The sequence below is a fragment of the Actinomadura sp. BRA 177 genome (assembly GCF_013372625.1).
In the GTDB taxonomy this organism is placed as follows: domain Bacteria; phylum Actinomycetota; class Actinomycetes; order Streptosporangiales; family Streptosporangiaceae; genus Spirillospora.
This window is the reverse complement of the sequence record NZ_JABXFD010000263.1, coordinates 1-23,216: the sequence shown is the minus strand read 5'-3', so window position 1 is coordinate 23,216 and position 23,216 is coordinate 1. Positions and strand designations below refer to the sequence as shown.

General features: G+C 70.1%; 19 protein-coding genes and 1 pseudogene. 6 read left to right on the top strand and 14 right to left on the bottom strand.

What is annotated here, in order from left to right; translation table 11 throughout:
- Positions 1-77: 77 nt before the first annotated feature.
- On the bottom strand, positions 78-1,400 hold the full coding sequence (locus HUX53_RS11055; protein WP_176403071.1) for a class I SAM-dependent DNA methyltransferase: 1,323 nt from the start codon (positions 1,398-1,400) through the stop codon (positions 78-80).
- Between the two features lie 114 nt (positions 1,401-1,514).
- On the opposite strand from HUX53_RS11055, the gene HUX53_RS11050 reads away from it, so the two are divergent.
- The 3 genes and pseudogenes from HUX53_RS11050 (at position 1,515) to HUX53_RS11045 (ending at position 5,455) form a co-directional block, all read left to right on the top strand.
- Positions 1,515-3,611: a UvrD-helicase domain-containing protein gene (locus HUX53_RS11050; RefSeq protein ID WP_176403070.1), complete on the top strand. Its 2,097-nt coding sequence runs from the start codon at positions 1,515-1,517 to the stop codon at positions 3,609-3,611.
- A pseudogene (locus HUX53_RS42990) lies at positions 3,535-3,795 on the top strand (AAA family ATPase); the annotation flags it as partial. The gene HUX53_RS11050 and the pseudogene HUX53_RS42990, both read left to right, overlap by 77 nt.
- A gap of 223 nt (positions 3,796-4,018) precedes the next feature.
- Entirely contained in the window at positions 4,019-5,455 is a 1,437-nt protein-coding gene (locus tag HUX53_RS11045; RefSeq protein WP_176403072.1) for an AAA family ATPase, read from the top strand.
- Positions 5,456-5,467: 12 nt separating this feature from the next.
- Here the strand turns inward: HUX53_RS11045 and HUX53_RS11040 are convergent, their stop codons facing one another.
- The 13 genes from HUX53_RS11040 to HUX53_RS10980 all read right to left on the bottom strand — a co-directional run bounded on the left by HUX53_RS11040 (position 5,468) and on the right by HUX53_RS10980 (position 19,278).
- Complete coding sequence (locus tag HUX53_RS11040; protein ID WP_176403069.1) at positions 5,468-6,259, bottom strand: MaoC/PaaZ C-terminal domain-containing protein; 792 nt, start codon at positions 6,257-6,259, stop codon at positions 5,468-5,470.
- A complete protein-coding gene (locus tag HUX53_RS11035) occupies positions 6,256-7,431 on the bottom strand; it encodes a lipid-transfer protein (RefSeq protein ID WP_176403068.1) in 1,176 nt (391 codons plus the stop codon). Before HUX53_RS11035 ends, HUX53_RS11040 begins: the two co-directional genes overlap by 4 nt.
- A complete protein-coding gene (locus HUX53_RS11030; RefSeq protein WP_176403067.1) occupies positions 7,428-7,838 on the bottom strand; it encodes a MaoC family dehydratase in 411 nt (136 codons plus the stop codon). Before HUX53_RS11030 ends, HUX53_RS11035 begins: the two co-directional genes overlap by 4 nt.
- Positions 7,835-8,905: an acyl-CoA dehydrogenase family protein gene (locus HUX53_RS11025; protein ID WP_176403066.1), complete on the bottom strand. Its 1,071-nt coding sequence runs from the start codon at positions 8,903-8,905 to the stop codon at positions 7,835-7,837. Before HUX53_RS11025 ends, HUX53_RS11030 begins: the two co-directional genes overlap by 4 nt.
- A complete protein-coding gene (locus HUX53_RS11020; protein WP_176403065.1) occupies positions 8,905-9,852 on the bottom strand; it encodes a bifunctional MaoC family dehydratase N-terminal/OB-fold nucleic acid binding domain-containing protein in 948 nt (315 codons plus the stop codon). Before HUX53_RS11020 ends, HUX53_RS11025 begins: the two co-directional genes overlap by 1 nt.
- The gene (locus tag HUX53_RS11015; protein WP_176403064.1) at positions 9,849-11,012 is read right to left on the bottom strand and encodes an acyl-CoA dehydrogenase family protein; all 1,164 of its coding nucleotides are present in this window, start codon (positions 11,010-11,012) and stop codon (positions 9,849-9,851) included. Before HUX53_RS11015 ends, HUX53_RS11020 begins: the two co-directional genes overlap by 4 nt.
- 18 nt (positions 11,013-11,030) lie before the next feature.
- A complete protein-coding gene (locus HUX53_RS11010) occupies positions 11,031-12,686 on the bottom strand; it encodes an AMP-binding protein (RefSeq protein ID WP_176403063.1) in 1,656 nt (551 codons plus the stop codon).
- Between the two features lie 207 nt (positions 12,687-12,893).
- On the bottom strand, positions 12,894-13,244 hold the full coding sequence (locus tag HUX53_RS11005) for a hypothetical protein (protein ID WP_176403062.1): 351 nt from the start codon (positions 13,242-13,244) through the stop codon (positions 12,894-12,896).
- 7 nt (positions 13,245-13,251) lie between these two features.
- The gene (locus HUX53_RS11000; protein WP_176403061.1) at positions 13,252-14,001 is read right to left on the bottom strand and encodes an ABC transporter ATP-binding protein; all 750 of its coding nucleotides are present in this window, start codon (positions 13,999-14,001) and stop codon (positions 13,252-13,254) included.
- Positions 13,994-14,737, bottom strand: coding sequence for an ABC transporter ATP-binding protein (locus HUX53_RS10995; RefSeq protein WP_176403060.1), 744 nt, complete (start codon positions 14,735-14,737; stop codon positions 13,994-13,996). The genes HUX53_RS11000 and HUX53_RS10995 overlap by 8 nt, the downstream gene beginning before the upstream one ends.
- Positions 14,730-16,937, bottom strand: coding sequence for an ABC transporter permease (locus HUX53_RS10990; RefSeq protein WP_176403059.1), 2,208 nt, complete (start codon positions 16,935-16,937; stop codon positions 14,730-14,732). Before HUX53_RS10990 ends, HUX53_RS10995 begins: the two co-directional genes overlap by 8 nt.
- A gap of 26 nt (positions 16,938-16,963) precedes the next feature.
- Positions 16,964-18,373 carry an ABC transporter substrate-binding protein gene (locus HUX53_RS10985; protein WP_176403058.1) on the bottom strand — a complete coding sequence of 470 codons (1,410 nt, stop codon included), beginning with the start codon at positions 18,371-18,373 and terminating at the stop codon, positions 16,964-16,966.
- A 143-nt stretch (positions 18,374-18,516) separates the two neighbouring features.
- Entirely contained in the window at positions 18,517-19,278 is a 762-nt protein-coding gene (locus HUX53_RS10980) for an SDR family NAD(P)-dependent oxidoreductase (RefSeq protein ID WP_176403057.1), read from the bottom strand.
- A gap of 247 nt (positions 19,279-19,525) precedes the next feature.
- Between HUX53_RS10980 and HUX53_RS10975 the strand changes: the two genes are divergently transcribed.
- Genes HUX53_RS10975 through HUX53_RS10965 form a run of 3 tightly spaced genes read left to right on the top strand, consistent with a single transcriptional unit; the run spans position 19,526 to position 22,969 of the window.
- Positions 19,526-21,127 carry a class I adenylate-forming enzyme family protein gene (locus HUX53_RS10975; RefSeq protein WP_176403056.1) on the top strand — a complete coding sequence of 534 codons (1,602 nt, stop codon included), beginning with the start codon at positions 19,526-19,528 and terminating at the stop codon, positions 21,125-21,127.
- Positions 21,128-21,160: 33 nt separating this feature from the next.
- Positions 21,161-22,411: a M48 family metallopeptidase gene (locus HUX53_RS10970; RefSeq protein ID WP_176403055.1), complete on the top strand. Its 1,251-nt coding sequence runs from the start codon at positions 21,161-21,163 to the stop codon at positions 22,409-22,411.
- 57 nt (positions 22,412-22,468) lie between these two features.
- Entirely contained in the window at positions 22,469-22,969 is a 501-nt protein-coding gene (locus tag HUX53_RS10965) for a DUF4240 domain-containing protein (RefSeq protein WP_176403054.1), read from the top strand.
- Positions 22,970-23,216 lie beyond the last annotated feature (247 nt).

The window sequence follows — 23,216 nt, the reverse complement described above, 5'->3', positions numbered from 1 at the left end:
TCACGCGACATCTCCTCCAGGCCGGACACACCAAGATCACATCACAGCCCACCATCGATGATCAAAGCAACGGACCGTCACCCGAAGCAGCCGCCCATCACACTGCGCGTCTGACGTGAATGCTTACGATAGTTCTGCGCACGGCCAGGTGTGTACTCACGGTCGGCGTTGATGAACAGCACCTTGCCCCGGTGTGAAGCCAGCCGTGGCGCCGTGCCGCGAAGGATCAAAATACAGGCCGGGAGACCGGCTCCATAGAATAGATTCGGGGCCAGGCCGATGACGGCTTCTAGGCGGTCGGCCTCGATGACCTTCTTGCGGATGTTGCCTTCCTCACGACCTCGGAAGAGGACACCGTGCGGCATGACCGTAGCCCCGACCCCTTCCGGGCGCAGCACCGCCAGCACATGCTGCGCGAACATCCAGTCCGCTTTCTTACCGGTCTCCGGCACCCAGCCATATTCGAACCGGTCTTCATGCTTCATTCCGGCCCTCTCATAATTAAGCGAGAAGGGCGGATTCGTGAGGACACGATCGTAAGTGAGAAGTCGGCCGTTTTCCTCGTGCATGGGGGTGGCCAGAGTGTCGTCGTTCTCCAAATCGGCATTCACGACCCCGTGCAGAATCATGTTCATCTTGGAGATCGCCCAGGTACCGCCGTTGGCCTCCTGCCCGTACAGTGCCAGGTCGCTGGCATCTTCACCATTTTCTGCGACGTACTCTTTTGCCGTGATCAGCATTCCACCAGAGCCGGAGCACGGATCGTACACGCGCATGCCCTCGTGGGGGTCAACGAGCCGCGCCATCATGCGGACGACCCCGCGCGGCGTGTAGAACTCGCCCGCCCTCCTTCCCGCGGAGTCGGCGAACTCACCGATGAGATATTCATAGGCAGCACCCAGCACGTCCGGAAATTCGAAGTCGTCGTTGCGGAGCCGATACCGAGAAAAGTGCTTAACGAGTTTCTGAAGATTCTGGTTCGACAGGGTTATCCTGCCAACCTTGCGGGTGAAGTCGATGTGCCCGACCACACCTTGCAATGCCTCGCCGTTCGAATCCTCTAGGACGGCAAGGGCTTTGTTGAGCAGGTCGGCAACACCCTTCTTGCCCGACTCGTCCACGATGCACTTCCACCGAGCCACCTTCGGGACGAAGAAGTCTCCACCTGTGTAGAAGAGAGGATTGTCGGCCAGTTCCTCGGCCTGCATTCGCGTCCGGCCGACTGCGAGTTGCTCCTCGACGATCCGTTCGTGAATGACATCGAACTGATCGGAGCATCTCTTCAGGAACAACATCCCGAAGATGTACTCCTTGAACTCCGAAGCGTCCATTGAACCCCGCAGGATGTCGGCAGCGCCGAGCAGATGCGCTTCCAGCTGCGGCAACGTCAGCTTCGCCACGGACGGGGCCCCCAACTCATCGTACGGCTAAAGATCGGTAAACATTACCGCCCCGCACAGCGCCCCGGAGGGGCCTAGCATGAGATGTCCGCATGGTCCGTCGGAGGAGCGTCCGTGCCGCAACTGGCGATCGCGAAGGAGTTCCTCGCCGAGTACGCGAACCTGGAGAAGCCCGTCCGGCGAGCCGTCCAGGAGTCGATCGACAAGTTCTCCCACCACACGCAGGCCGGCCTGCACCTGGAGAAGCTGCGCGGCGGCGCCGACCCCCGGATCCGAACCATCCGGATCGACCGGTTCTGGCGCGGTGTCGTCCTCGCGCCCGAGTCCGGCGACATCTACTGCCTGCTGCACGTCCTCCCCCACGACGAGGCGATCGCCTACGCGACGAGCCGCCGGTTCACCGTCAACCAGGTGCTCGGCGTGCTGGAGGTCCGCGACGAGAAGCAGCTCCAGACGATGTCGGAGACGTTGGAGATGGCGGCCGGGGCCACTCCGAGCCCCCGGCTGTTCGACCACGTGAAGGACTCCCAGCTCCGCTGGCTGGGCATCGACGACCAAGTACTGCCGATCGTCCGGTTACTCGCCCGTGACGCGCACCTCGACGCGCTCCAGCACCTCCTCCCGACGCTGCAGTACGACGCGCTCGTGGCCCTCGCGTCCGGGATGTCCCCCGAAGAGACCTGGGACGAGATCGCGAAGAACCTCGTCGACGCCGAACGTCCGGAATCGGTCGAGCCCGAGGACCTGCCGACCGCGATCGAGCGGACGCCCGCGCAGGTCGCACTGGTCGACGGCCCCGAGGAACTCGCGAAGATCCTGCGGCCGCCGTTCGCGCTGTGGCGAATCTTCCTCCACCCTGCGCAGCGGCGCATCGCCTACCGCGACTCCTACCCCGGCTCGGTCATGATCACCGGCGGCGCGGGGACCGGCAAGACCGTCACGGCGCTCCACCGCGCGGCGCACCTCGCCCGCCGGTACGACGACGGCGTCCCGATCCTGATGACCACCTACAGCAAACCCCTGACCGCCGAACTCGGTCGCCAGCTCGACCAGCTCATCGAGGACGCGCGCCAACGCGAACGCGTCGAGGTGCTCACCACCGACCAGCTCGCGGCGCGGATCCTGCGCGAGCGGCTCGGCCGTCCCGCCGGCGTACTGGGCTATCCGACGCTCTGCGACTTCGCCGACGGCCTGCACCTGCACCCCGACCATTCCGGCGCGTTCCTGGTGGACGAATGGGAGGACGTCCTGCTCGCCCAGGACATCACCGAATACCCCGCCTACGAGGCGGCACGGCGCACGGGACGGGGCGAACCACTCCACCCGTCCAAGCGGCCAGCGGTGTGGGCGGCAACCGAGACGCTGCGGGAGCGGCTGCGCTCCGAGGACCTGCGCTCGTTCCTCCAGATCGCCGACGAGGCCGCCGGGATCCTCCGGGAGACGGGCGAGGCCCGTTACCGCCACATCATCGTGGACGAGGCGCAGGACCTCCATCCGGCACAGTGGCGGCTGCTGCGCGCGGCCGTCCCGCCAGGCCCGGACGACCTGTTCCTCGTCGGCGACCCGCACCAGCGCATCTGGCAGCACCGCGTGTCGATGCGCGACACCGGCGTCCACATCGTGGGGCGGACGCAGCGGCTCACCGTCAGCTACCGCACCACCCAGGAGATCCTGGACTGGGCCGTCCGCGTCCTCGGCCTCGCCCCAGCCGACGAGCTGGACGGCTGGCCCGACAGCCTGGACGGCTACGAATCCCCCATGCACGGACGACGGCCGATCGTCCGCCGGTTCCAGGGCTGGGACGAGGAGTGCGAGGCCGCCATCGCGCAGGTCCGGTCATGGCTGGCCGACGGCGTTGAGCCGGGCGCGATCGCTGTGACGGCTCGGGTCAACGCCAAGACGAAGGACGTCGCGTCCCGGCTTCGGTCCCTGGGCATCGAGACCGAGTCCCCCACCGGTCAGGGCCGGCATGTGCGGGCCGGGGCGATGCACAGCCTCAAGGGGCTGGAGTTCCAGTGCGTCGCGGTCGTCGGCGTCCACGAAGGGCTCGTCCCCCACCCGAAGGCGCTCGTCCCGCCCGAGGTCGACAAGGCGTCGCACCGGGAGAGCCTGCAACGGGAGCGCTGCGTCCTCTATGTCGCCTGCACCCGCGCCCGCGACCGGTTGTACGTGTCCCACTCCGGGCCCCCGAGCCCGTTCCTGCCGCGCTGAACCACGCCGATCCGGAGGAGCCACTCCCATGCGCCCCCAACGCGTCGCCGTGCACAACGTTCATGGTGCCGTGGACGTGGAGATCCACCTGCGCGCCTTCACCGCCCTCATCGGCCCGAACAACGCGGGGAAGACCACGCTCCTGGACGCCGTGCGGCTCTTCTACGGCGCCCTCGAATGGGACGGCGACCGTGACCGCCCCTGGGACGACGGGGCCGACGCGGAGTCATGGGTCGAGATCGACTACGAGGTCGGCGCAGACGAGGCCAAGGAGATCTTCCAGGAGCCGGAACAGGCGCAGGTCCTGCGGATCCGCCGCTATCTCACCGACGGCGTCGCCGGCAAGGCGGGCGCGTTCTACCTGATGCCTCTCGGCGGCGGCGACCCGCAGCCGACGGGCTGGACCACTGCGGGCAAGCTCGGACAGTGCGTCTACGTGCCCGCTCTCACGCAGACGACCGAGCACACCTCGACGTCCGACCCCCGCGTCGCCCCTGCGGGACATCCTGCTGCTGGCGTTCTCGGACCGGTTCACCGACGGAGCGCTGCTGATCGCCCGCAGAGGGCTGCGCGCACTGGAGGAAGCGCTAGCGGAAGGCCCCATCACCAGGCTGGAGAGCGATCTCGACGACGCCCTCTCCCCCTGGGGCCTGTCGGTGAAGGTGAACGTCGGGGAACTGACCAACGAGCTGATCCTGCGGCATCTCATCGAACTGCACGTCCAACAGGGCGGAACTCGGCGCCCGCTGGAGACGCAGGGGTCCGGGGTGCAGCGGGCCTTGATCGCCGCGTTGATCCAGGCGGCGGCGAACATCCGCGCGAGTGACGCGAAGAGCGAGAAGAACGCGTTCCGCTGGGTGCTGTTCGAGGAACCGGAGGCGTTCCTCCATCCGGCGCAGGTGACCCGGCTCGCGCACGACCTGCACGAGCTGGTCAGGTCCGGCAACACCGCAGTGACGATCTCGACGCACGATCCGACAATGCTCGCGGCGGCGGAGGCGTCCCCTGAGGGAATCGTCCGGGTGCAGCGGCCGGTGCAGCAGATCAACGCCGTCTCGCCCACGCCCGAGAGGGTGACCACCGCGCTGACGGACATCCACATCCGGTCCGCCTACGCGGTCGGCTCGCGCTCCTGCTTCAAGCGGCCCCGGCTCACCACCGCCGACGAGGAACGGCAGCGCGTCCTCTACGACCTGGACGCCCGCCGCGCCTCGGCCTTCTTCGCCGACCGTGTCATCGTGGTCGAGGGGCCGAGCGACATGCTGTTCTTCGACTGGCTCGCCAGGCAGGGCCGGCTGACCGGGCTCGGCCCCAATGTCGGCGTGCTGGACGCGTTCGGGAAGTTCGAGCTGCACCGGGCCTCGGCCACGCTCTCGCTGTTCGGCATCCCCCACGTCGTGCTGTGGGACGAGGACGCCGCGATGCCCACCAGTAACGCCAACCAGCTCAGGCAGCGACGATGCCAGGACGACGCGGCCCTCGCCGCGCTGGCCGCGTGCGCCCACGATGCGGGCTCCGCCTTCGCCGGTGCCGTCCGGCTCACCGGCACGATCGAGCACTGGCTCGGCATCACCGAGGAGAAGGAAGGCTCCTGGAAGGCCGCCAACATCGCTGCGTCGCTCACTGTCGCGTACAGCGATGCGGAGTCGCCGATTCCCGGACGGGTCGGCGCGCTGCTCGCCCTGCTGGCGGACCTGTTCGACGGCCTCGACCCCGCGGCCCACCGGGCCGTCCCAGAGTTCGAGGGCGCCCTCATCGAACGGCAGTTACCTCCGCCCGCAGTCGACCTGGTCGAGGCTGTCGCGGCCTTCCCCTGCCAGGAATGTGCCTGCGTGCGCGGATGAGAAGGATTGGACTCAGGCGAAGCGGGCGAGGCCGGCGGAGATGACCGTTCGGTCGTCCGCGGCGGCCTCGAAAAGGGTCGTCGCGCCGCCGTCCTTCCAGGTCTCGACGTTGAGTTCGTCGCCCGGGAAGACGGGGGCGGCGAAGCGGCCCTCTAGTTCCCGCAGGTCGGCCGGGTGGACGCCTTGGGACGCGGCCAGCGGGAGGGTGATCGCCGCCAGCGTGCACAGGCCGTGCATGATGGGGCGCGGCATTCCGGCCGTCTTCGCCGCTTCCGGGTCGATGTGCAGGTGGTGGCGGTCGCCGAGGAGGCGGTAGAGGGCCGCCTGGTTGGTGGCGGTCCGCACGTTCAGTGAGCCGTCGGGAGCTGTTTCCGGGCGGCGGCGGGCGGATGGGCCTCGTTCGCCGCCGAAGCCGCCGCTGCCCGGGGCGAAGAGCGACCAGGTCGCTTCGAAGTACTCGCTTTCCACGGCCACGTCGAAGACCGCCGCGGAGCCCTTGTCCCAGACTTCGGCCACTCGGGCTTTCATTTCCACGGAGCCCGAGCGCGGAAGGGGCTTCAGGACGCGGAGACGCTGGGTGCCGTGGACGGCCGTCCGCACATCGAACGCGCCCGCGGAGCCGAGGGCGTCCGGGGCCCACTGGGCGAGGGTCAGCGCGAACGTCGGCAGGACGCGGAGCTTCTCTTCGAAGACCAGATCCAGGTCGGAGGCGTCCGCGCCGACCGCGAGCGCATAAAGGATGGCCTGCGTTTCGTCATAGGTGACGGTTTTTGTGCCGAGGTCTCGGCCGCGCCACTCGCTCACGTGTCCGCTCCAAGGATCAGGCCGCTGGTGGGGACGCCGGTTCCGGCGGTCACGAGGACGTTGTGGACGTCCCCCGGCTGGTTCGGCGACGTCCCGCGGAGCAGGCGCACGCCTTCCGCGATTCCGTTCATGCCGTGGATGTAAGCCTCGCCGAGTTGTCCGCCGTGGGTGTTGAACGGGAGCCGGCCGCCGATTTCCAGGTTTCCGTCCGCGACGAAGTCCTTGCCTTCGCCCTTGGGGCAGAAGCCCAGTTCCTCAAGCTGCGGCAGCACCAGCGGCGTGAAGTGGTCGTACAGAATGGCCGCTTGGACGTCGGCCGGGGTCAGGCGCGACTGCGCGTAGAGCTGCCGTCCGACCAGGCCCATTTCGGGGATGCCGGTGATTTCGGAGCGGTAGTAGCTCGTCATCATGTGCTGGTCGTTGCCGGAGCCCTGCGCGGCACCCCAGATGAGAGCCGGGCGATGCGGAAGGTCGCGGGCGCGCTCGGCGGAGACGACCACAATGGCCTGGCCGCCGTCGCTCTCCTGGCAGCAGTCGAGCAGCCGGAGGGGTTCGGCGATCCAGCGGGACGCCTGGTGGTCTTCGAGGGTGATCGGGCGCCCGTAGAACCACGCGGCCGGGTTCTTCGCGGCGTGCGCGCGGTCGACGACGGCGATGCGGCCGAAGTCCTCGCTGGTCGCGCCGTACTCGTGCATGTAGCGGCGGGCGAACATGCCGACCCACTGGGCGGGCGTCGACAGGCCGAACGGGTTCATCCACGCGTACGCGGCGCTGTCGGCGCTGACGTCCATCGGGCGGTTCGCCTGGCCGAGGCCGTAGCGGTTCCCGGACCGCTCGTTGAACGCGCGGTAGCAGACGACGACGTCGGCGACGCCGGTCGCGACGGCCATCGCGGCCTGCTGGACGGTGCCGCAGGCGGCGCCGCCGCCGTGCCCGACGCGGGAGAAGAACTTCAGCTCGCCGATGCCGAGGTTGCGGGCGATGTGGATCTCGGAGCTGGTGTCGGCGGTGAACGTGACCATCCCGTCCACGTCGGACGGCTGGAGCCCGGCGTCGGTGATGGCGGCGAGCACCGCCTCGCAGGCCAGCTGCAGCTCGCTGCGGCCGGACTCCTTCGAGAACTCCGTGGCGCCGATGCCGGCGATCGCGGCGGCCCCTGGCAGCACGCTCATGCCCCGCTCCCTTCCAGCTGGACCACGACCGTGCCGGTCACGTGCGGGCCGATCTCGTTCACGCCGCGCACCTTGATCTCGACCCGGCCGCCGTCCTGCTTGCCGGTGACGGTGCCGGTCAGCACCATCGTGTCGCCCGGGTAGTTGGGCGCGCCCAGCCGGATCTTGATGGCCTTCACCACGGCGGCGGGCCCGGCCCAGCCTGTGACGTACCGGTCGACGAGCCCGTTGGTCGTCAGGATGTTCATGAAGACGTCCTTGGAGCCGCGCTCGACGGCGAGCGACGGGTCGTGGTGGACGTCCTGGTAGTCGCGGCTCGCCAGCGCGGTCGCGACGATCATCGTGCGGGTCAGCGGGATGCGCAGCTCGGGCAGCTCCTCCCCCACCGCCACGTCCTCGTACCTCACAGCGCCGCTCCCAGCAGGTCGAGGTCGGCGGACGCGCCGCCGAGCGTCCCGGAGAGCTGCTTGCCCCACAGGAAGTGGCGGTGCACCGGGTAGTCGATGTCCACGCCGATGCCGCCGTGCAGGTGCTGGACGCGGTGGACGACGTTCAGCCCGCCCTCGTCCGACCACCACTTGGCGACGAGGACGGCGGTCTCGGCGTCCTCCCCGGCGTCGATCAGCGAGACGGCGTGCCAGAGGCAGACGCGGAGCGCGTCGATCTCGATGTAGCAGTCGGCGAGCTGGTGCTGCGCGGCCTGGAACGTGGCGAGCGGACGGCCGAACTGCTCGCGTCCGGCGAGGTAGTCGGCGGCCATGCGCAGCGCGCCGTCGGCCACGCCGACCTGGACGGCGGCAAGCGACACGCGGACCGTCTGCAGCACCGCGTCGAGAGCGCCGGCGTCGAGGGCCTGCGCCGGCGCACCGTCCAGCGTGAGGTGCCCGGCGACGTCGCGGCTCGTCGTCTCGACGCGCTCCCAGGAGCCGGCGGACGTCTCGACCAGGAACAAGCCGGGACCATCGGGCGACGAGGCCGACACGAGCACGTGGCTCGTCCCGAATGGGGTGGGAACGACGGCCTTCGCGCCGGTCAGCAGCCATCCGTCCCCGTCCTGGACGGCGGTGCAGCGCGGCGACGCCGGGTCGGACGGGCCGAACTCCTCCAGCGCGACCGTCAGCCGCGCGGACCCGTCCAGCACGGACGGCAGGATCTCCTGCTGCGCCGCCGACCCGTGCGAGGCGAGCGTCAGCGCGGCGGCGACGGACGGCCAGATCGGGACGGGTGCGACCGTGCGGCCCTGCTCCTCCAGCAGGACGGCCAGGCCGCCGGCGCCGAGCCCGGCGCCGCCGACATCCTCCGGCAGCGCGATGCCGAGCAGGCCCGTCTCGCCCAGCTCCGCCCACAGGCTCTCGTCGAAGCCCCGCTCGGACGCCTCCGCGGCCTTGATCCGCGCCTGCGTGGCCCGGTCGGTGAAGACCTGCCGGGCCAGGTCCCGGACGGCCTCCAGCTCTTCGCCCAGGGTGAAGTCCATCAGCGCTCCTCGGGTGCGTCGGCCGGGCGGAAGGCCGGCAGGGACAGGTCGGGGTCCGGGTCGATCCAGTCGAGGACGACGGGCATGCCGACCTCGACGTCCGCCGGCGCGACCCCGGTCATGTTCGTGATGAGGCGGGTGCCCTCGGTCAGCTCGATCACCGCGACGACCAGCGGGTAGTCGAACGCCGGATGGCGCGGGTGGTGGTTGACCACGTAGCTGTAGACGTGGCCGTTCCCCTGCGCCTCGACGGTGTCCCACGCGAACGAGCCGCACTGCGGGCAGCACGGGCCGGGCGGGTGGCGCAGCGACTTGCAGTCGGCGCAGCGCTGGATGACGAGCTTGTGCTCGCGCGCCGCCTCGAACCAGAACGCGTTGTCGGGGTTGATCGGCGGCCGCGGCCGCAGCGCCTTCGGCGCCGGCTTCTCGGCGGGGCGGAAGCGCAGCAGGCGCCACCCCTGCGTCGCGACGACCTCGCCGGACGCGTCCCGGTACGTCCGGACGGTCGAGATGAAGCGGCCCGCGCCGAGCCCGGTCTTCTTCTCCGGCGAGATCGACGTGACGACCTCCTCGACGCTGACCTGGTCGCCCGGCACCAGTTCCCGGACGAACTCGAACTCCGAGTCGGTCGCGACGACGGAGGTGTATCCGCCCTCGGCGAGCAGCTCGGTCAGCTCGTCCGACCCGGTCGGCGCCGGGTCCGGGCGGACGGACGCCGCGTAGCCGCGCATCGTCCACGCCTGCACCATCGACGCGGGCGCGACGACGCCGTCGCGTCCGGTCTCGCGGGCGGCGGCCTCGTCCAGGTAGACGGGGTTGCCGTCCTCCATCGCCTCGACCCAGTGCCGGATCATGGGGACGTTCACCGAGTCCTGCCCGAAGCGGCGCGTCAGCAGCTCGCGGCCGACCCAGGCTTGCAGCCGGTCCTCGTACTCGTTGTCGCTCATGACCGCTTCATCCTCGGCAGTCCCAGGCCCTGGACGGCGACCATGTCGCGCAGCACCTCGTTGACGCCGCCGCCGAACGTGTTGACGATGCCCTGCCGGGACAGCTGCTCGATCTGCCCGTGCAGCACCGCGCCCGGCGACTCGGGACGGATGCGTCCGGCCGCGCCCAGCACGCCGGTCAGCGTCCGCTGGACGAAGATGTGCGTCTCCGTCCCGTACGTCTTTGTGGCCCCGGCCTGCGCGCCGGTGAGCTCCCCGGCCTCGACCGCCATGGTCATCTTCCAGTTCATCAGCCGCATCGCCTCAAGCCGCGCGTACGCGCGGGCGAGGTCGGCGCGCACCCACGGCAGGTCGATCACGCCGTTCTCGCGGGCCCAGTCCCGGACGTCCTCCCACAGCCGGATCATGCGGCCGCCGAGCGCGGCGAGGCCGATGCGCTCGTGGTTGAGCTGCGTGGTGATCAGCGTCCAGCCGCCGTCGACGTCCCCGACGACCGACGACGCGGGCACCCGGACGCCGTTGTAGTACGTCGACGTGACGACCATGCCGCCGACCGTCGGGATCGGGCTCCAGGAGAACCCGTCCGCGTCGGTCGGGACGATCAGGATCGAGATGCCCTTGTGCTTCGGCGCGTCCGGGTTCGTCCGGGCGGCGAGCCAGATGTGGTCGGCGGTGTTGGCGCCGCTCGTGAACACCTTGCTGCCGTCGACGACGAACTGGTCGCCGTCCAGGACGGCCTTGGTCCGCAGCGACGCGAGGTCGGTGCCGGCCTCGGGCTCGGTGTAGCCGATCGCGAACACGAGGTCGCCGGACAGGATGCCGGGCAGGTACTTCTTCTTCTGCTCGTCCGTGCCGAAGCGCATCAGCGTCGGGCCGACCGTGTTCACCGTGACGAACGGGAACGGCAGCCCGGCCCGCTGCACCTCGTCGAAGAACACGTACTGCTCGGCGGCCGACTTGCCCTGCCCGCCGTACTCGGTGGGCCAGCCGTAGCCGAGCCAGCCGTCGTTGCCGAGCATCTTCACGATCTCGCGGAACCGGTCGCCGCCCACGCCCTGCTCGCCGGCGCGGCGCCGCACGTCCTCGGGCAGCAGGCCCGCGAAGTACGCCCTCAGTTCCGCGCGCAGCTCGCGGTGCGCGTCGGACTCACGCAGATCCATGCCTGCCCTTTCTGCCATTCACGGGAGGAATCGGCGACGGCCGGCGGCGATGAACTCCTCGCGGAGCGCCGCCTTGTCCGCCTCGGTCATCAGCACGTACTCGGGCGCGCCCCGGCCCTTCCACCAGTACACGGGGTCGGTGGTCCGCCAGCCGTCGAGCTGCAGTTCCTTCTTCTTCAGCTTGCCCGAGCCGGTCGTCGGCAGCGCGTGCGAGACGCGCACGAACCGCGGCGCGCCCTTGGTGCCGAGGTCGTCCTGGACGGCGAGGAACGCCGGGAAGTCCAGGTCCCCGAACTCCACATCGGCCGGGATCTCGATCGCGGCCATCACCTGGTCGCCGGAGCGCGGGTCGGGGACGCCGAACGCGACCGCGTCCACGATCTTCGGGTGGCGGCGGACGACGTTCTGGGTGAGCAGCGCGGAGATGTTCTCCGAGTCGACCCGGATCCAGTCGCCGGAGCGTCCGCCGAAGTACAGGAATCCGTCGCCGTCGATGTAGCCGAGGTCGCCCGTCCAGTACCAGCCGTGCCGGACGCGTTCGGCGTCCGCATCGGGGTTCTTGTAGTAGCCCTCGAACTTGGCGGCGCCGTTCACGTCGATGATCTCGCCGACGGCGGCCTCGGCGTTGGTGACGCGGCCGTGCTCGTCCAGGATCGCGAGGGCGCACGTCTCGCGCGTCTCCGGGTTCACGATCCGGACGCCGTCGTGGGCGGGGCGCCCGAACGCGGTCGGCGGCGCGTCCGGCGCCCGCTTGATCATGCCGGCGCTCTCGCTGGAGCCGTAGCCCTCGACGAGCTTCGCGCCGAAGCGGCGCAGGAACTCGGCCTTGTCCTCGGGGGACGCCTCCGTCCCGAACCCGTGCGTCAGCGTGTTGTCGCCGTCGTCCGGCTGCTCGGGCGTGGACAGCACGTACCCGATCGCCTTGCCGACGTAGGTGAAGAACGTCGCGCCGTAGAACCGCACGTCGGGCAGGAACCTGGACGCGGAGAACTTCGGCGCGAGCACGACGGTCGCGCCGGCCGCGAGCGACGGCGCCCACAGCGCCATCAGCGCGTTGCCGTGGAACAGCGGCATCGAGCAGTAGCTGATGTCGTCGCGCTTGATGTCGTACTTGGCGCTGTTGTTGCGGCCCAGCTCGGCCAGCCGGCCCTGCGAGCAGCGCGCCGCCTTGGAAGCGCCGGTCGTCCCGGACGTGAACAGCAGCAGCATCTGCGTCGCCGGGGTGACCGACTCGTCGGCGACGGGCTCGCACGCATGGGACGAGACCAGCGCAGGGTAGTCGTCATCGTCGATCAGCAGGAAGCGGTCGCGCGGGACGCCGATGTCGAGACCGTCCAGCAGCTTCAGCCCGGCCTGGTCGGTGATCAGCAGCTGGAGGTCGGTGTGCCGGACCTCCTGCTCCAGGTAGGCGCCGGTCCGGGTCGAGTTGATGCCGACGATCGTCGCGCCGCCGAGCGCCGCCGCGCCGAGCCACAGGATGTACTCGGGGACGTTCTCCAGCAGCACGCCGATGTGGAACGGACCGTCCTGGCGCAGCTCACGGGCCAGCGAGGCGCGCGCCGCGCTCTCCCGGACGACCTCGTCCCACGTCCACGTCCGCTCGCGGCTGCGCAGCCCGTCACGGTCGTCGCCGAGCCGGGCTAGCAGCAGCCCGGCGATCGTCTCGTCACGCACTGAGGCCCCAGGCCGGCTCGGTGGAGCAGAGGCCGGGCATGGCCGCGTCGGGCGTCGGGTCGTTCATTCAGCAGTCCTCCATCCGGTCTAGACGTTAATCAGCGGGATGTCCGGGCACTCCGGACATCCCGCTGACTGGGAGCCTCCATCGTTGACTTGCGGCGTGTTGTTGTTCTGAGCTGCCGAATAACAACAACACGCCGCAAGTCAACGGGACTTCAGGGCCTCGGCTAGCTGGTCGGACTGGGCCTGCTGCTCCACCAGCTGGCGCAGCAGCCACAGGCGCAGGACGCGAGTCACGGCGGCGGCCAGGTACAGGGCCGCGCCGAGGACGGTCACCGCCAGGAACCCGACGGCGAGCGTCTGCAGCGAGCCCACGTCCCGCATGTCGTCCTTGGCGAGCGAGACGTTGTAGGCGATGAAGACGCCGACGACGCCCGCGACCATCGCGACGATGCCGACGATGCGGAGCACCCCGTCGAAGCGGGACTGATCGGTCTTCAGCTTCTGGTTCGCCACGTCGTCCTTGAACTGCTGGCGTCGTTCCTCGGTGAGCATGATGGGGTCAACCTCCCAGGTAGTCGCTGGACAGCCGGTCTTCGATCTCGGCGGGCGGGCCGGCCGCCACCACGCGCCCGTGCAGCATCAGCGCGGCGGTGTCGGCGATCGGCAGGACGGCGCGGGCGAACTGCTCCGCGACCAGCACCGACAGGCCGCCCTCGACCAGCTCAGCGACCGTCTCGTACATCCGGCTGACGATCATGGGCGCGAGGCCCATGGACAGCTCGTCGAGCAGCAGCACCGCCGGATCGGTGCCGAGCGCCCGCGACAGCGCGAGCATCTGCTGCTCGCCGCCGGACATGGAGCCGGCGAGCTGGTTGCGGCGCTCCCCGAGGCGGGGGAAGCGGGCGTACGCCTTCTCCTCCAGATCCTCCAGCTTGGCGCCGGTTCCGGTGGCGGCCCACAGGTTCTCCCGCACCGTCAGGTTCGGGAAGATCCCGCGGCCCTCGGGGATGGAGCAGACGCCGAGGCGCGCCGCGTCCTGCGCGGAGATGCCGTTCACCTTGCGTCCGGCGAACCGCAGCTCCCCGTCGGTCGGGGGGTGCAGGCCCGCGCAGACGCGCATCGTGGTCGACTTGCCGCCGCCGTTCGGGCCGAGCAGCGCCAGCAGCGAACCCGGCTGCAGGGCGAGGTTCACGCCGTGCAGGACCTCGATCGCGCCGTAGCCCGCGCGGACGTCCACCAGTTCGAGCAGCGGCTCGGTCTCCACCGTGTCGTCGGCGGCCGCCCGCGGCTCCGGGATCACCTCACTCATGGCCGGCCTCCTCCGTGCCGATGTAGGCGGCGATGACCTCGGGCGACTCCTTGATCTCCGCCGGTGTGCCGGACGCGATGAGCGCGCCGTAGTCGAGGACGTGGATCGTGGCGCACAGCTTCATGACGAGCGGCAGGTCGTGCTCGACGAGGCAGATCGCGAGGCCCTCCCCGGCGAGGCCGGTGAGCATCTCGGCGAACGCGTCCGTCTCGCGCTCGGTCTGGCCGGACGCGGGCTCGTCCAGCAGCAGCACGCGCGGCCGGGTCATCAGCGCGCGCGCCACCTCCACTACGCGGGCCCGTCCGATCGGGATGTCGGACACATCGCGGTCGGCGATGTCGGTGAGCCCGGTGCGTTCGAGGACCTTGTCGGTCTCCTCGTCCAGGTCGAACCGCTTGCGGGTGTTGCTGCGCAGGATGTCGCCCGCGACGCGCACGTTGTCGCGGACCGACAGCGACAGGAACAGCTCCAGCCGCTGGAACGTCCGCGCCATGCCGCGCCGCGCGCGCTTGGCCGGGGACAGCTTGGTGATGTCGGTGCCGTCCAGGAGGACCTGGCCCGACGCGGGCTTCTGCAAGCCGGTGATGGTGTTGAACATCGTGGTCTTGCCGGCGCCGTTCGGGCCGATCAGCCCGGTGATCTGCCCCTCGTGCATGGCGAGGCCGACGTCGTCGACGGCGGTGTTGCCGCCGAACCGGACGGTGATCCCCCGCGTTTCCAGCAGTGATTCAGGCACGAGCCCCTCCCTTCAGGCCGAGTTCGCGGTCGAGGCGCGCGCGCAGTTCGTCGGTGTAAGGCTCGTCCACACCGACGAGCTCCAGCGGTGCCGGACGGCTGCGGCCCTCCTCCAGGTACATGCGGCCGAAGACGGGGACCAGCATGATCACGCAGAGCGCGAGGATCGCGAACATCCACGTGCCGATCACGCCGGTGAGCGCCAGCAGGTAGAGGACGACGCCCAGCGCCGCCGCCCCGTACAGGACGGGCTTGGCGTTCCGCGTCGCCCGGTAGGCGTCGATGAGGCCGTGGATGAAACCGCTCGGGTTCCGTCCGACGCCCATCCCCAGCAGCGCCGTGCCGACGAGGACGAGGTGGCCGAGCGCCTTGTAGATCGTGGCCATGCCCTCGTTCTCCAGGGCCAGCTCGCTGAACGTGGACACCAGGACGACCGAGCCGACGCCCGCCATCAGCCCGCCCAGCAGCGCGCCGCTGAGGTAGCCGATGCCGGCGACCACGACGAGCATCAGCAGCGCGAGGCTGCCGACGAAGGTGAAGTTCTCCTGCGCGACGGTCCCGGTCGCGGCCGACATCAGCACACCGCCGAGCCCCGCGATCGCCGCGGAGATCATGAAGACGCTGAGCTTCAGCCGGACCAGGTTCTGGCCGAGCATCGCCGACGCCGCCGGGCTGTCCTTCATCGCCGCGAGCCGCCGCCCGTACCCGCTGTTGCGGAGCGCGGCGAGCCCGATGGCGATCAGCGCGAACAGGACCGTGGCGGTCATCAGCGACGTCGTCCCGTCCCGCAGGTCGAGCGGGCCGATCTTCAGCGGTGGGATGACCAACGCGCCGTCCGGGAAGAGCGTGAACTTCATCCCGAACAGTTCGTGCTGGGTGGTGTCGCGCAGCACCATGTTCGACAGGAACTCGCCGAACGCCATCGTCGCGAGGGCCAGGTACAGGCCGCGCAGGCGCAGCGCCGGCAGCGCGACGAGCCCGCCGACCAGCGCCGCCACCGCGACGCCCAGCACGATGCCCCGGACGTTCATCCGCGCGTCGAGGCCGGTGCCGACGACCCCGGCGTGGAACGCCACGACCGTGGCGACCGCGCCGAACGCCAGCGGCGCGAGGTTCAGCTCGCCCGCGTAGCCGGTGAGGACGGTCAGCGACAGCGCGATGATCGCGAACGTCATGCCGAGCGAGAACGTGGTGATGGCGCCGTCCGACAGCAGCAGGCTGTAGAGGTAGACGACCGCGACGAGCACGAGGCCCCACACGGCCGACGCCCGGACGGTCGGCACCCGGTACCGCTCGCGGGTCCGGATCGCGGCCCCGCGCAGCCGGTCCTGGGGCAGCACCACCAGCACCACGAACAGGATGATCATCGGCAGCGAGACGCGCAGGTTGCCGGTGAAGGTGCCCGCCGACGGCAGGTAGGCGAGCACGTAGTTGGCGGCCAGGCCGAGCACGATCGCGCCCACGAACGTGCGGGGGATGCTGCGCAGCCGGCCGAACATCGCCGCGGCGAACGCGTCGATCACCAGCAGGGTCAGCGCGTTCGCGTCCAGCCCGCCGCCGCTGATGGGCACGATCAGCACCCCGGCGGTGACGGCGAGCGTGGAGCCGAGCGCCCACGACAGCATCGCGGCGCGCTCGGGGTCGTGGCCGTTGAGGCGCAGCAGGTCGGGGTCGTCGACCGAGCCGCGCATCACCACGCCCGTCCGGCTGCGGGTGAACAGCACCCGCAGCCCGACGGCGATCGCCACGGCGGCGACCAGGCAGACGATCTCGTGGTACCGGACGACCACGCCGGCCAGCGTGATCTTGGCGCCCGCGCCGAAGAACATGTCCACGGTGTGCGCCTCGTCCGGATTCCAGACCCACTGGGCCAGGTACACCGTCCCGAGCAGTACCGCCACCGTCACGATGATCTTCGTGACGTCGGCGGTGCCGCGCAGGCCCTTCATGATCGCGGCATGCAGCGCGGCGCCCATCGCGGGCCCGACGGCCCCGATCACGATGATCAGCGCGAGCCAGACCGGCCAGCCCCACCGCTCGGTGAAGTGCCAGTACAGGAACGTGCCGAACATCGCCTGCGCGCCGTGCGCGAAGTTGAAGATGCCCGAGGTGTTGTACGTCAGTACGAGCCCCGAGGCCGCGATGAAGTACACCGAGCCGAGGACGAGCCCCAGGATCGTGTAGGTCAGGAACGTCGTCATGTGGTCACCGCCTCCGGCGGGTCAGATCAGGAGGACTGGGGCTTGATGACGTCGTCGGTCAGGAACTTCGTCGAGATCCGGTCGTCGTTGAGCTTCGCGCCCCAGGTCTTCGGGTCCGTCTTGACGACGAACTCGGGGCCGCACTCGAACTCGCCCACGTTCTTCGGCAGGATCTGCTCGTACTTGGTCTTGTTGAGCTTCACCATCAGCGAGCAGGACGCCGGCTTGTTGTTGCCCGGGTCGGTCGGCGCGTGCAGCCCGCCGCCCGTCCACTCGTGCACCTTCGACAGCTCGTTGATCACGCACTGCCGGGTGAGGTCCGAGCCGCACTTCTGCGCGGACTGCGCCCACAGCAGGAACGCGGAGGTGGCCTGCATGCCGAGCAGCGCGACCTTCCCGTCCTTTGCCTCGACGAGGTCCATGTACTGCTTCACCGCCGGGACCTTGTCCGCGTTCTCCAGCGGCTGGAAGATCATGCCGACGTGCAGGTCGTCGCCCGTGCCCGAGGTGTTCCACTTGGCGACGGCCTGGCTGTACCAGGTCGCCTCGAACACGTACTTGGCGTCGACGCCGGCGCGCTCGATCGACTCCAGCAGGCTGAACTGGCCGGGGTCGGGCGAGTCGTTCGACCACAGGTACTTGACGCCGCAGTCCTTGAGCTTCTTGGCGAACGGCATGTAGCTGCTCTCGCCCTTGTCGTTCAGCCGGACGCCGCACTCCATCGGCTTGACGCCGATCCCCTTCATCGCACTGGCGATCTTGTTGGTGCCCGTGGTGACGGCCGGGGACGTGGACAGCAGCAGGTCCGTCTTGTCCTTGAAGTCGGGGAACAGCTTCTCGGCGAGGCGGAGCCCGCCGATGTTCAGCAGGTCCACCGGGTACGGGACGGCCTCGTACTTCATCGGCCCCATCGCCGCGTTCGGGCCGACGGTGAAGCCGGCGACCGTCGGCAGCTTGCACTTCACCCGGTACTGCTCGGCGGACTCGTCCATCGCGAAGCCCTGGCCGACGAGCATGAAGTCCTGCTTGCAGGACTCCTGCACCACCTTCGCGGTCTGCATGTAGGCGGCGTCGTACTGGTTGCCCTTGATCTTGCGCCCGTTGATGCCGCCCTGCTGGTTGCACCAGTCGATCATCGCGGCGACGGCGTCGCCCATCTCCTTGGACAGGCCGGGCGCGGAGGTGAAGCCGCGGTCGTCGCCGAAGCCGATGGTGATGGCGTCGTCGGTGACGCCCTGGTCGGTCTTGCCCTTGGCGTCGCCGGGGCCGCACGGGGACGGCAGCGTCCCGAACGACTTGCTCGACGCGGCGGCGCCGCCCGAGCCACTGCCCTCGGACACGCCGTCCGTGCCCGACCGCTCGCTGGAACACGACGCGGTGACGAGCGCCACCGCGAGGGCACCTGCTGCGAGGCGCCCGATCTTGTCGACCTTCATTCGGTCGTACTCCTTTCACCGGCCGCCGGGGGCGGCAAGTGGTATTTCGGGCAGGCGGGGGACGTGTTCTGGGGTAGGGGAGACGCGCCGGCGACGCTCTGGTACGCCGGGCCGGTACTGCTGCGGTGCTGGGTGCGGGCGGGTCAGCCGAAGTTGGCCTGGCCGCCGTCCAGCGGGATCGTCGCCCCGGTGAGGTAGCGCATGGCGGGCTGCACGAGCGCCACGACGGCCCGGCCGATGTCCTCTTCGCATTCGCCGATGTAGCCGAGCGGGATCGTCTTGCGGAAGTTCTCGGCCGCCTCGGGGTTGTTCTCCACCCACCACTTCAACCCCGGCGACAGTGCGTGCGGGGCGATGTTGTTGGCGCGGATGCCGTCCGCGCCCCATTCGGCGGCGGCCGTCCGGGTGAGCGAGCGAAGCGCCTGCTTGGCGGCCGCGTAGGCGCCGAACGTCGCCGGATCCCAGCGGACCATGGCGGACGTGACGAGGTTGACGATGCTGCCGCCGCCGCGCGCCTTCATGTGCGGATGGCACGCCTTCATGAACGCGAACGCGGCGAACGGGCCGCTGACGAAGCCCTTCTGGAAGTTCCTGTCGGTCAGCTCCAGGAGCGGGCCGTAGCAGCCCGAGTAGGCGTTGTTGACGAGGATGTCGACGCCGCCGAACGACTCGGCGACCCGCTCCACCACGTCCGGGATCGCCGCGGTGTCCAGGACGTCGCAGACGAAGGACTCCGCCTTCGCACCGCGCTCGCGGATCAGCTCGCAGGTGGCGTCCAGCTTGGACTCCGTACGGCCGAGCACGGCGACCGATGCGCCCTCCGAGGCCAGCGCGAGGGCTATGCCCTGCCCGACCCCCTGCCCTGCTCCGGTGATGATCGCGACCTTGTCGCTGAGGCTTGTCATGTGGAATCTCCCGCTCAGTCCTGCTTGCGCGCCCAGCCCGGTCTGCGGGTCGTGCCCGGTCAGTCCGGTCTGCTCAGTCCTGGTGCGGTCATGGTGATGTGACGCGGCGCACGCAAAAGGTCCAGTCCCGCTCAGCGGGAATGAGTTCGGGCTGGAACGGTCCGTGACCGTCCCGCTGAGCGGAATGCGCTGGTGAAGCCGGTGTGCGGCGGCTCACAATGGCCGTTCCGGCGAGGAGGAGGGGTCGATGGAGATCATCGCGAAGCTGACCGGTCCCGGCGGCGAGTTCGAGTTGCGGGAGGACGACGTGCTCGGCGCGCGGCTGCCGGTGTTCGCGAACCGCGCCCGCAGTCTCGGCGAGGTGCTCACCCGTTCGGCGGCCCACGGCGACCGCGACTACCTCGTCACCGCGTCCGGCCGGCTGTCCTTCGCCGAGCACGCCGCGGCCGCCGCGTCCATGGCGAAGGCGCTGCGGGACGACCTCGGCGTGCGGCCCGGCGACCGCATCGCGATCAACGCCGCCAACAGCCCCGGATGGATCGTGTCCTTCTGGGCGGCGATCGCGGCCGGAGCCGTCCCGGTCGGCTACAACGCGTGGTGGACGCAGCACGAGCTCGAGTACGCGCTCGGCCACACCGACCCGAAGGTCGTGATCGCCGACGAGAAGCGCGCCGCGCTGGTCTCCGAGGACGTGCTGACGATCGAGAAGGACGTTCCGTCCCTGATGGGCCGGTACCCGGACGCCGGGTTCGACATCCCGGACGTCGCCGAGGACGACCCGGCCGTCATCCTCTACACGAGCGGCACATCGGGCCGTCCGAAGGGCGCCGTCCACTCGCACCGGAACCTCACCTCGGTGATCGAGTTCCACCGGTTCAGCGACGCCATGAAGAGCGTGTTCGGCGGCGACCCCTCCGCCCTCCGCTACCTGCTCGCGCTGCCGCTGTTCCACATCGCGTCCCTGCACAACCTGGCCGTCCCGCGGCTCGCCACAGGCACCGCCGTGGTCATGCACATGGGCGGCTTCGACGTGGACAGGGTGCTGAGCCTGATCGAGAAGGAGAAGGTCACGAACTGGGGCGCCGTCCCCACGATGGCGCACCGCATGATGCAGCACGGCGACCTGTCGAAGTACGACCTGTCGTCGCTGACCGCGTTCGCGCTGGCCTCCGCGCCGTCCTCGCCCGCGTTCAAGGAGAAGTTCCAGTCGGCCTTCCCGCCGGCGCGCGGCGCCCTCGTCGACAGCTACGGCCTGACCGAGTCGTGCACCGCCATCTCCGTCGCCACCCCCATCGACCTCGCGGAGGCGCCGGGGACGCTCGGTGCCGCGAACATCGGCGTCCAGGTGGAGATCCGCGACGCCGAGGGCAGGCCCGTCCCGGACGGCACCGAGGGCGAGGTGTGCGCTCGCAGCGCCTACAACATGATCGGCTACTGGCGGGACCCGGAGGCCACGGACGCCAGCATCGACGCCGACCGCTGGCTGCGCACCGGCGACATCGGCGTGCTCGAGAACGGCCGGCTGCGGCTCACCACCCGCCGCTCCGACCTGATCATCCGCGGCGGCGAGAACGTCTACCCGATCGAGGTCGAGAACGCCCTCGCCGAGCACCCGGGGATCTCCGAGTGCATCGTCATCGGCGTCCCGCACCCCGACCTCGGCCACGAGGTCGCGGCGGTCGTCGTCTTCGCGGGCGACCCGCCCACGACCGAGGAGCTGACGGCCTTCGCCAAGGAGCGGCTCGCCTACTTCAAGGTCCCGTCCCGCTGGCACATCACCACCGACCCCCTCCCCCGCAACGCCACCGGCAAGGTCCTCCGCAAGCAGATCGAGACCGAAATCTCCTGATCTCGCGACGCGGGCTTCTTATGATCGTCCGCCATGACGCAGACGATCACGCCGTGCCCGTCCTGCGGCGCGCCGCTGGCGTCCGTGGCGGGGTACCCGGTCTGGTGCTCCGGCTGCGATTGGGGCCTGGACGTCGCCGAACCGCGGCGGCGCGGTCTGCGCGAGCGCTTCGACCGGTGGTCGTCCCGCAAGGTCGAGGCGCTCTACGAAGAGGTCGCCCGGTCGCCGGCGGAGCGGCCGGGGTGGGACGCGGCCCGGCTCGCGTCCTACGGGCCGGCGCTCTGCGTGCACCTGTTCACGGTGGCGCTGATCGCATTCGCGATCTGGGTGCTCGCCGCGATGCGGACGCCCGTGCTGATCTTCTTCGCGGTCCTGGCGCTGCTGGTGGCCTGGGCGCTGCTGCCCCGGTTCGGCAGCCTGCGGAAGATGCCGGACGTCCGGCGCCGTCCCGACGCCTCGGCCCTGTTCGCCCTGCTCGACCGGGTCGCGGCCGAGCTCGGTGTCCGGCCGGTGGACGCCGTCGTCGTGTCCGGTGACTTCAACGCCGCCTACGGGACGGTCGGCCTGCGCCGCCACCGCGTCCTGCTGCTGGGGCTGCCGCTGTGGGAGTCGCTCACCGCGCAGCAGAAGGTCGCGCTGCTCGGGCACGAGTTCGCGCACGGCGCCAACGGCGACTCCAGGCACGGCGTGGTCGTGGGCACCTCGCTGTCGACGCTCGTCCGGCTGCGCGCACTGCTGCGTCCGGGACCGCCTGACGACCGGCTCAACTACCTGATCGACCTGTGCCTCCGCGCGATGCAGGGAGTGGCGAGTTCGCTGGTCGGCTCCGTTCTCGTCCTGCAGCACATGGTCACGCTGCGGGCCGGGCAGCGGGCCGAGTACCTCGCGGACCGGCTGGCCGCCCGACTCGCGTCCCCCGAGGCCGCCGCGGGCATGCTGGAAACGCTCGTGATCGCCGAGGACACGCACCTCACGGCCATCCAGCGGCACATGCTCACCGGCCGCAAGACCGGATACTGGGACGACCTGCGCGACGCCCTGGCCCGGCTGCCCGCTTCCGAGCGCGAGCGCCGCCTCCGCGCCGCCGCCCGCCGGCGGCTCCGCGTGGACCAGAGCCATCCGCCGACCCACCTGCGCATCGCCGTCGTGCGCGGCCTCCCCGCCGCCGCCCCAGCCCTGCTCCTGGAGCCGGACGAGGAGCAGCAGATCCGCGCCGCCCTCACCGCCGACTACGCCCTCATCGCCCGCCGCCTCCACGACGACGCCCGGGAACGCCTGGGCTGAATTGTCAGTGCCCGCTGGTTGGCTGACCGCTGTCGGGCAACAAGATGAGAGGCAACCGTGGACGAAGAACGTTTCTGGACCCTGATCGAGGCGGCCTGGGCCCCGCTGGAAACCGCCGCGGCGCGCCATGCACTCGCCACCCGCGACCCCGACGGGCCCGGCTACGACCTGCCGGCGTTCACCGTCGTGGACAAGGCCCTCAACGAGTTCATCGACAACCTGCCCGGGCTGGCGCGGGACCTCACCTCCGAGGAGCTGACCGACCTCGATCGGGTGGCGGAGCGCAAGCTCCACGACATCGACCGCTCTGACATCCACGCGGTGACGGACGGATCCGACGACGGCTTCCTCTACGCGCGCGGCTTCATCGTGGCGATGGGCCGCGAGTTCTACACCGCCGTGGCCACCAACCCGCGGATCGCCATCCTTGACGCCGAGTGCGAGTCGATGTGCTACCTGTTCGCGCACCTGCACCGCGAACGCTTCGGCGCGTTCCCGGACACGGGCTCCGGCATTTCCCGCGAATCATGCACGAACCCGACCGGCTGGCAAACCTGACGGGACGCCGCGCGGCCGTCGGTCTGTCGCCCATGGGCGAATACGACGCCAACATGCGCCGCTTCGCCGGCTAGCCGCCTGCTGGCGGTGCCGTGCGGCGGGTGTGGGCGAGGAGGGCGGCGGCGGGGCCGGTGTCGGCGCGGTCGAGGGTGATCTGGATTTCGCGGGCCATGTCGGCTCGCCCTCCGGTGCAGGTACAGGGCGCGGGGCCGGCCCACCCCGGACACGTGGGGGATCAACTAGCGCG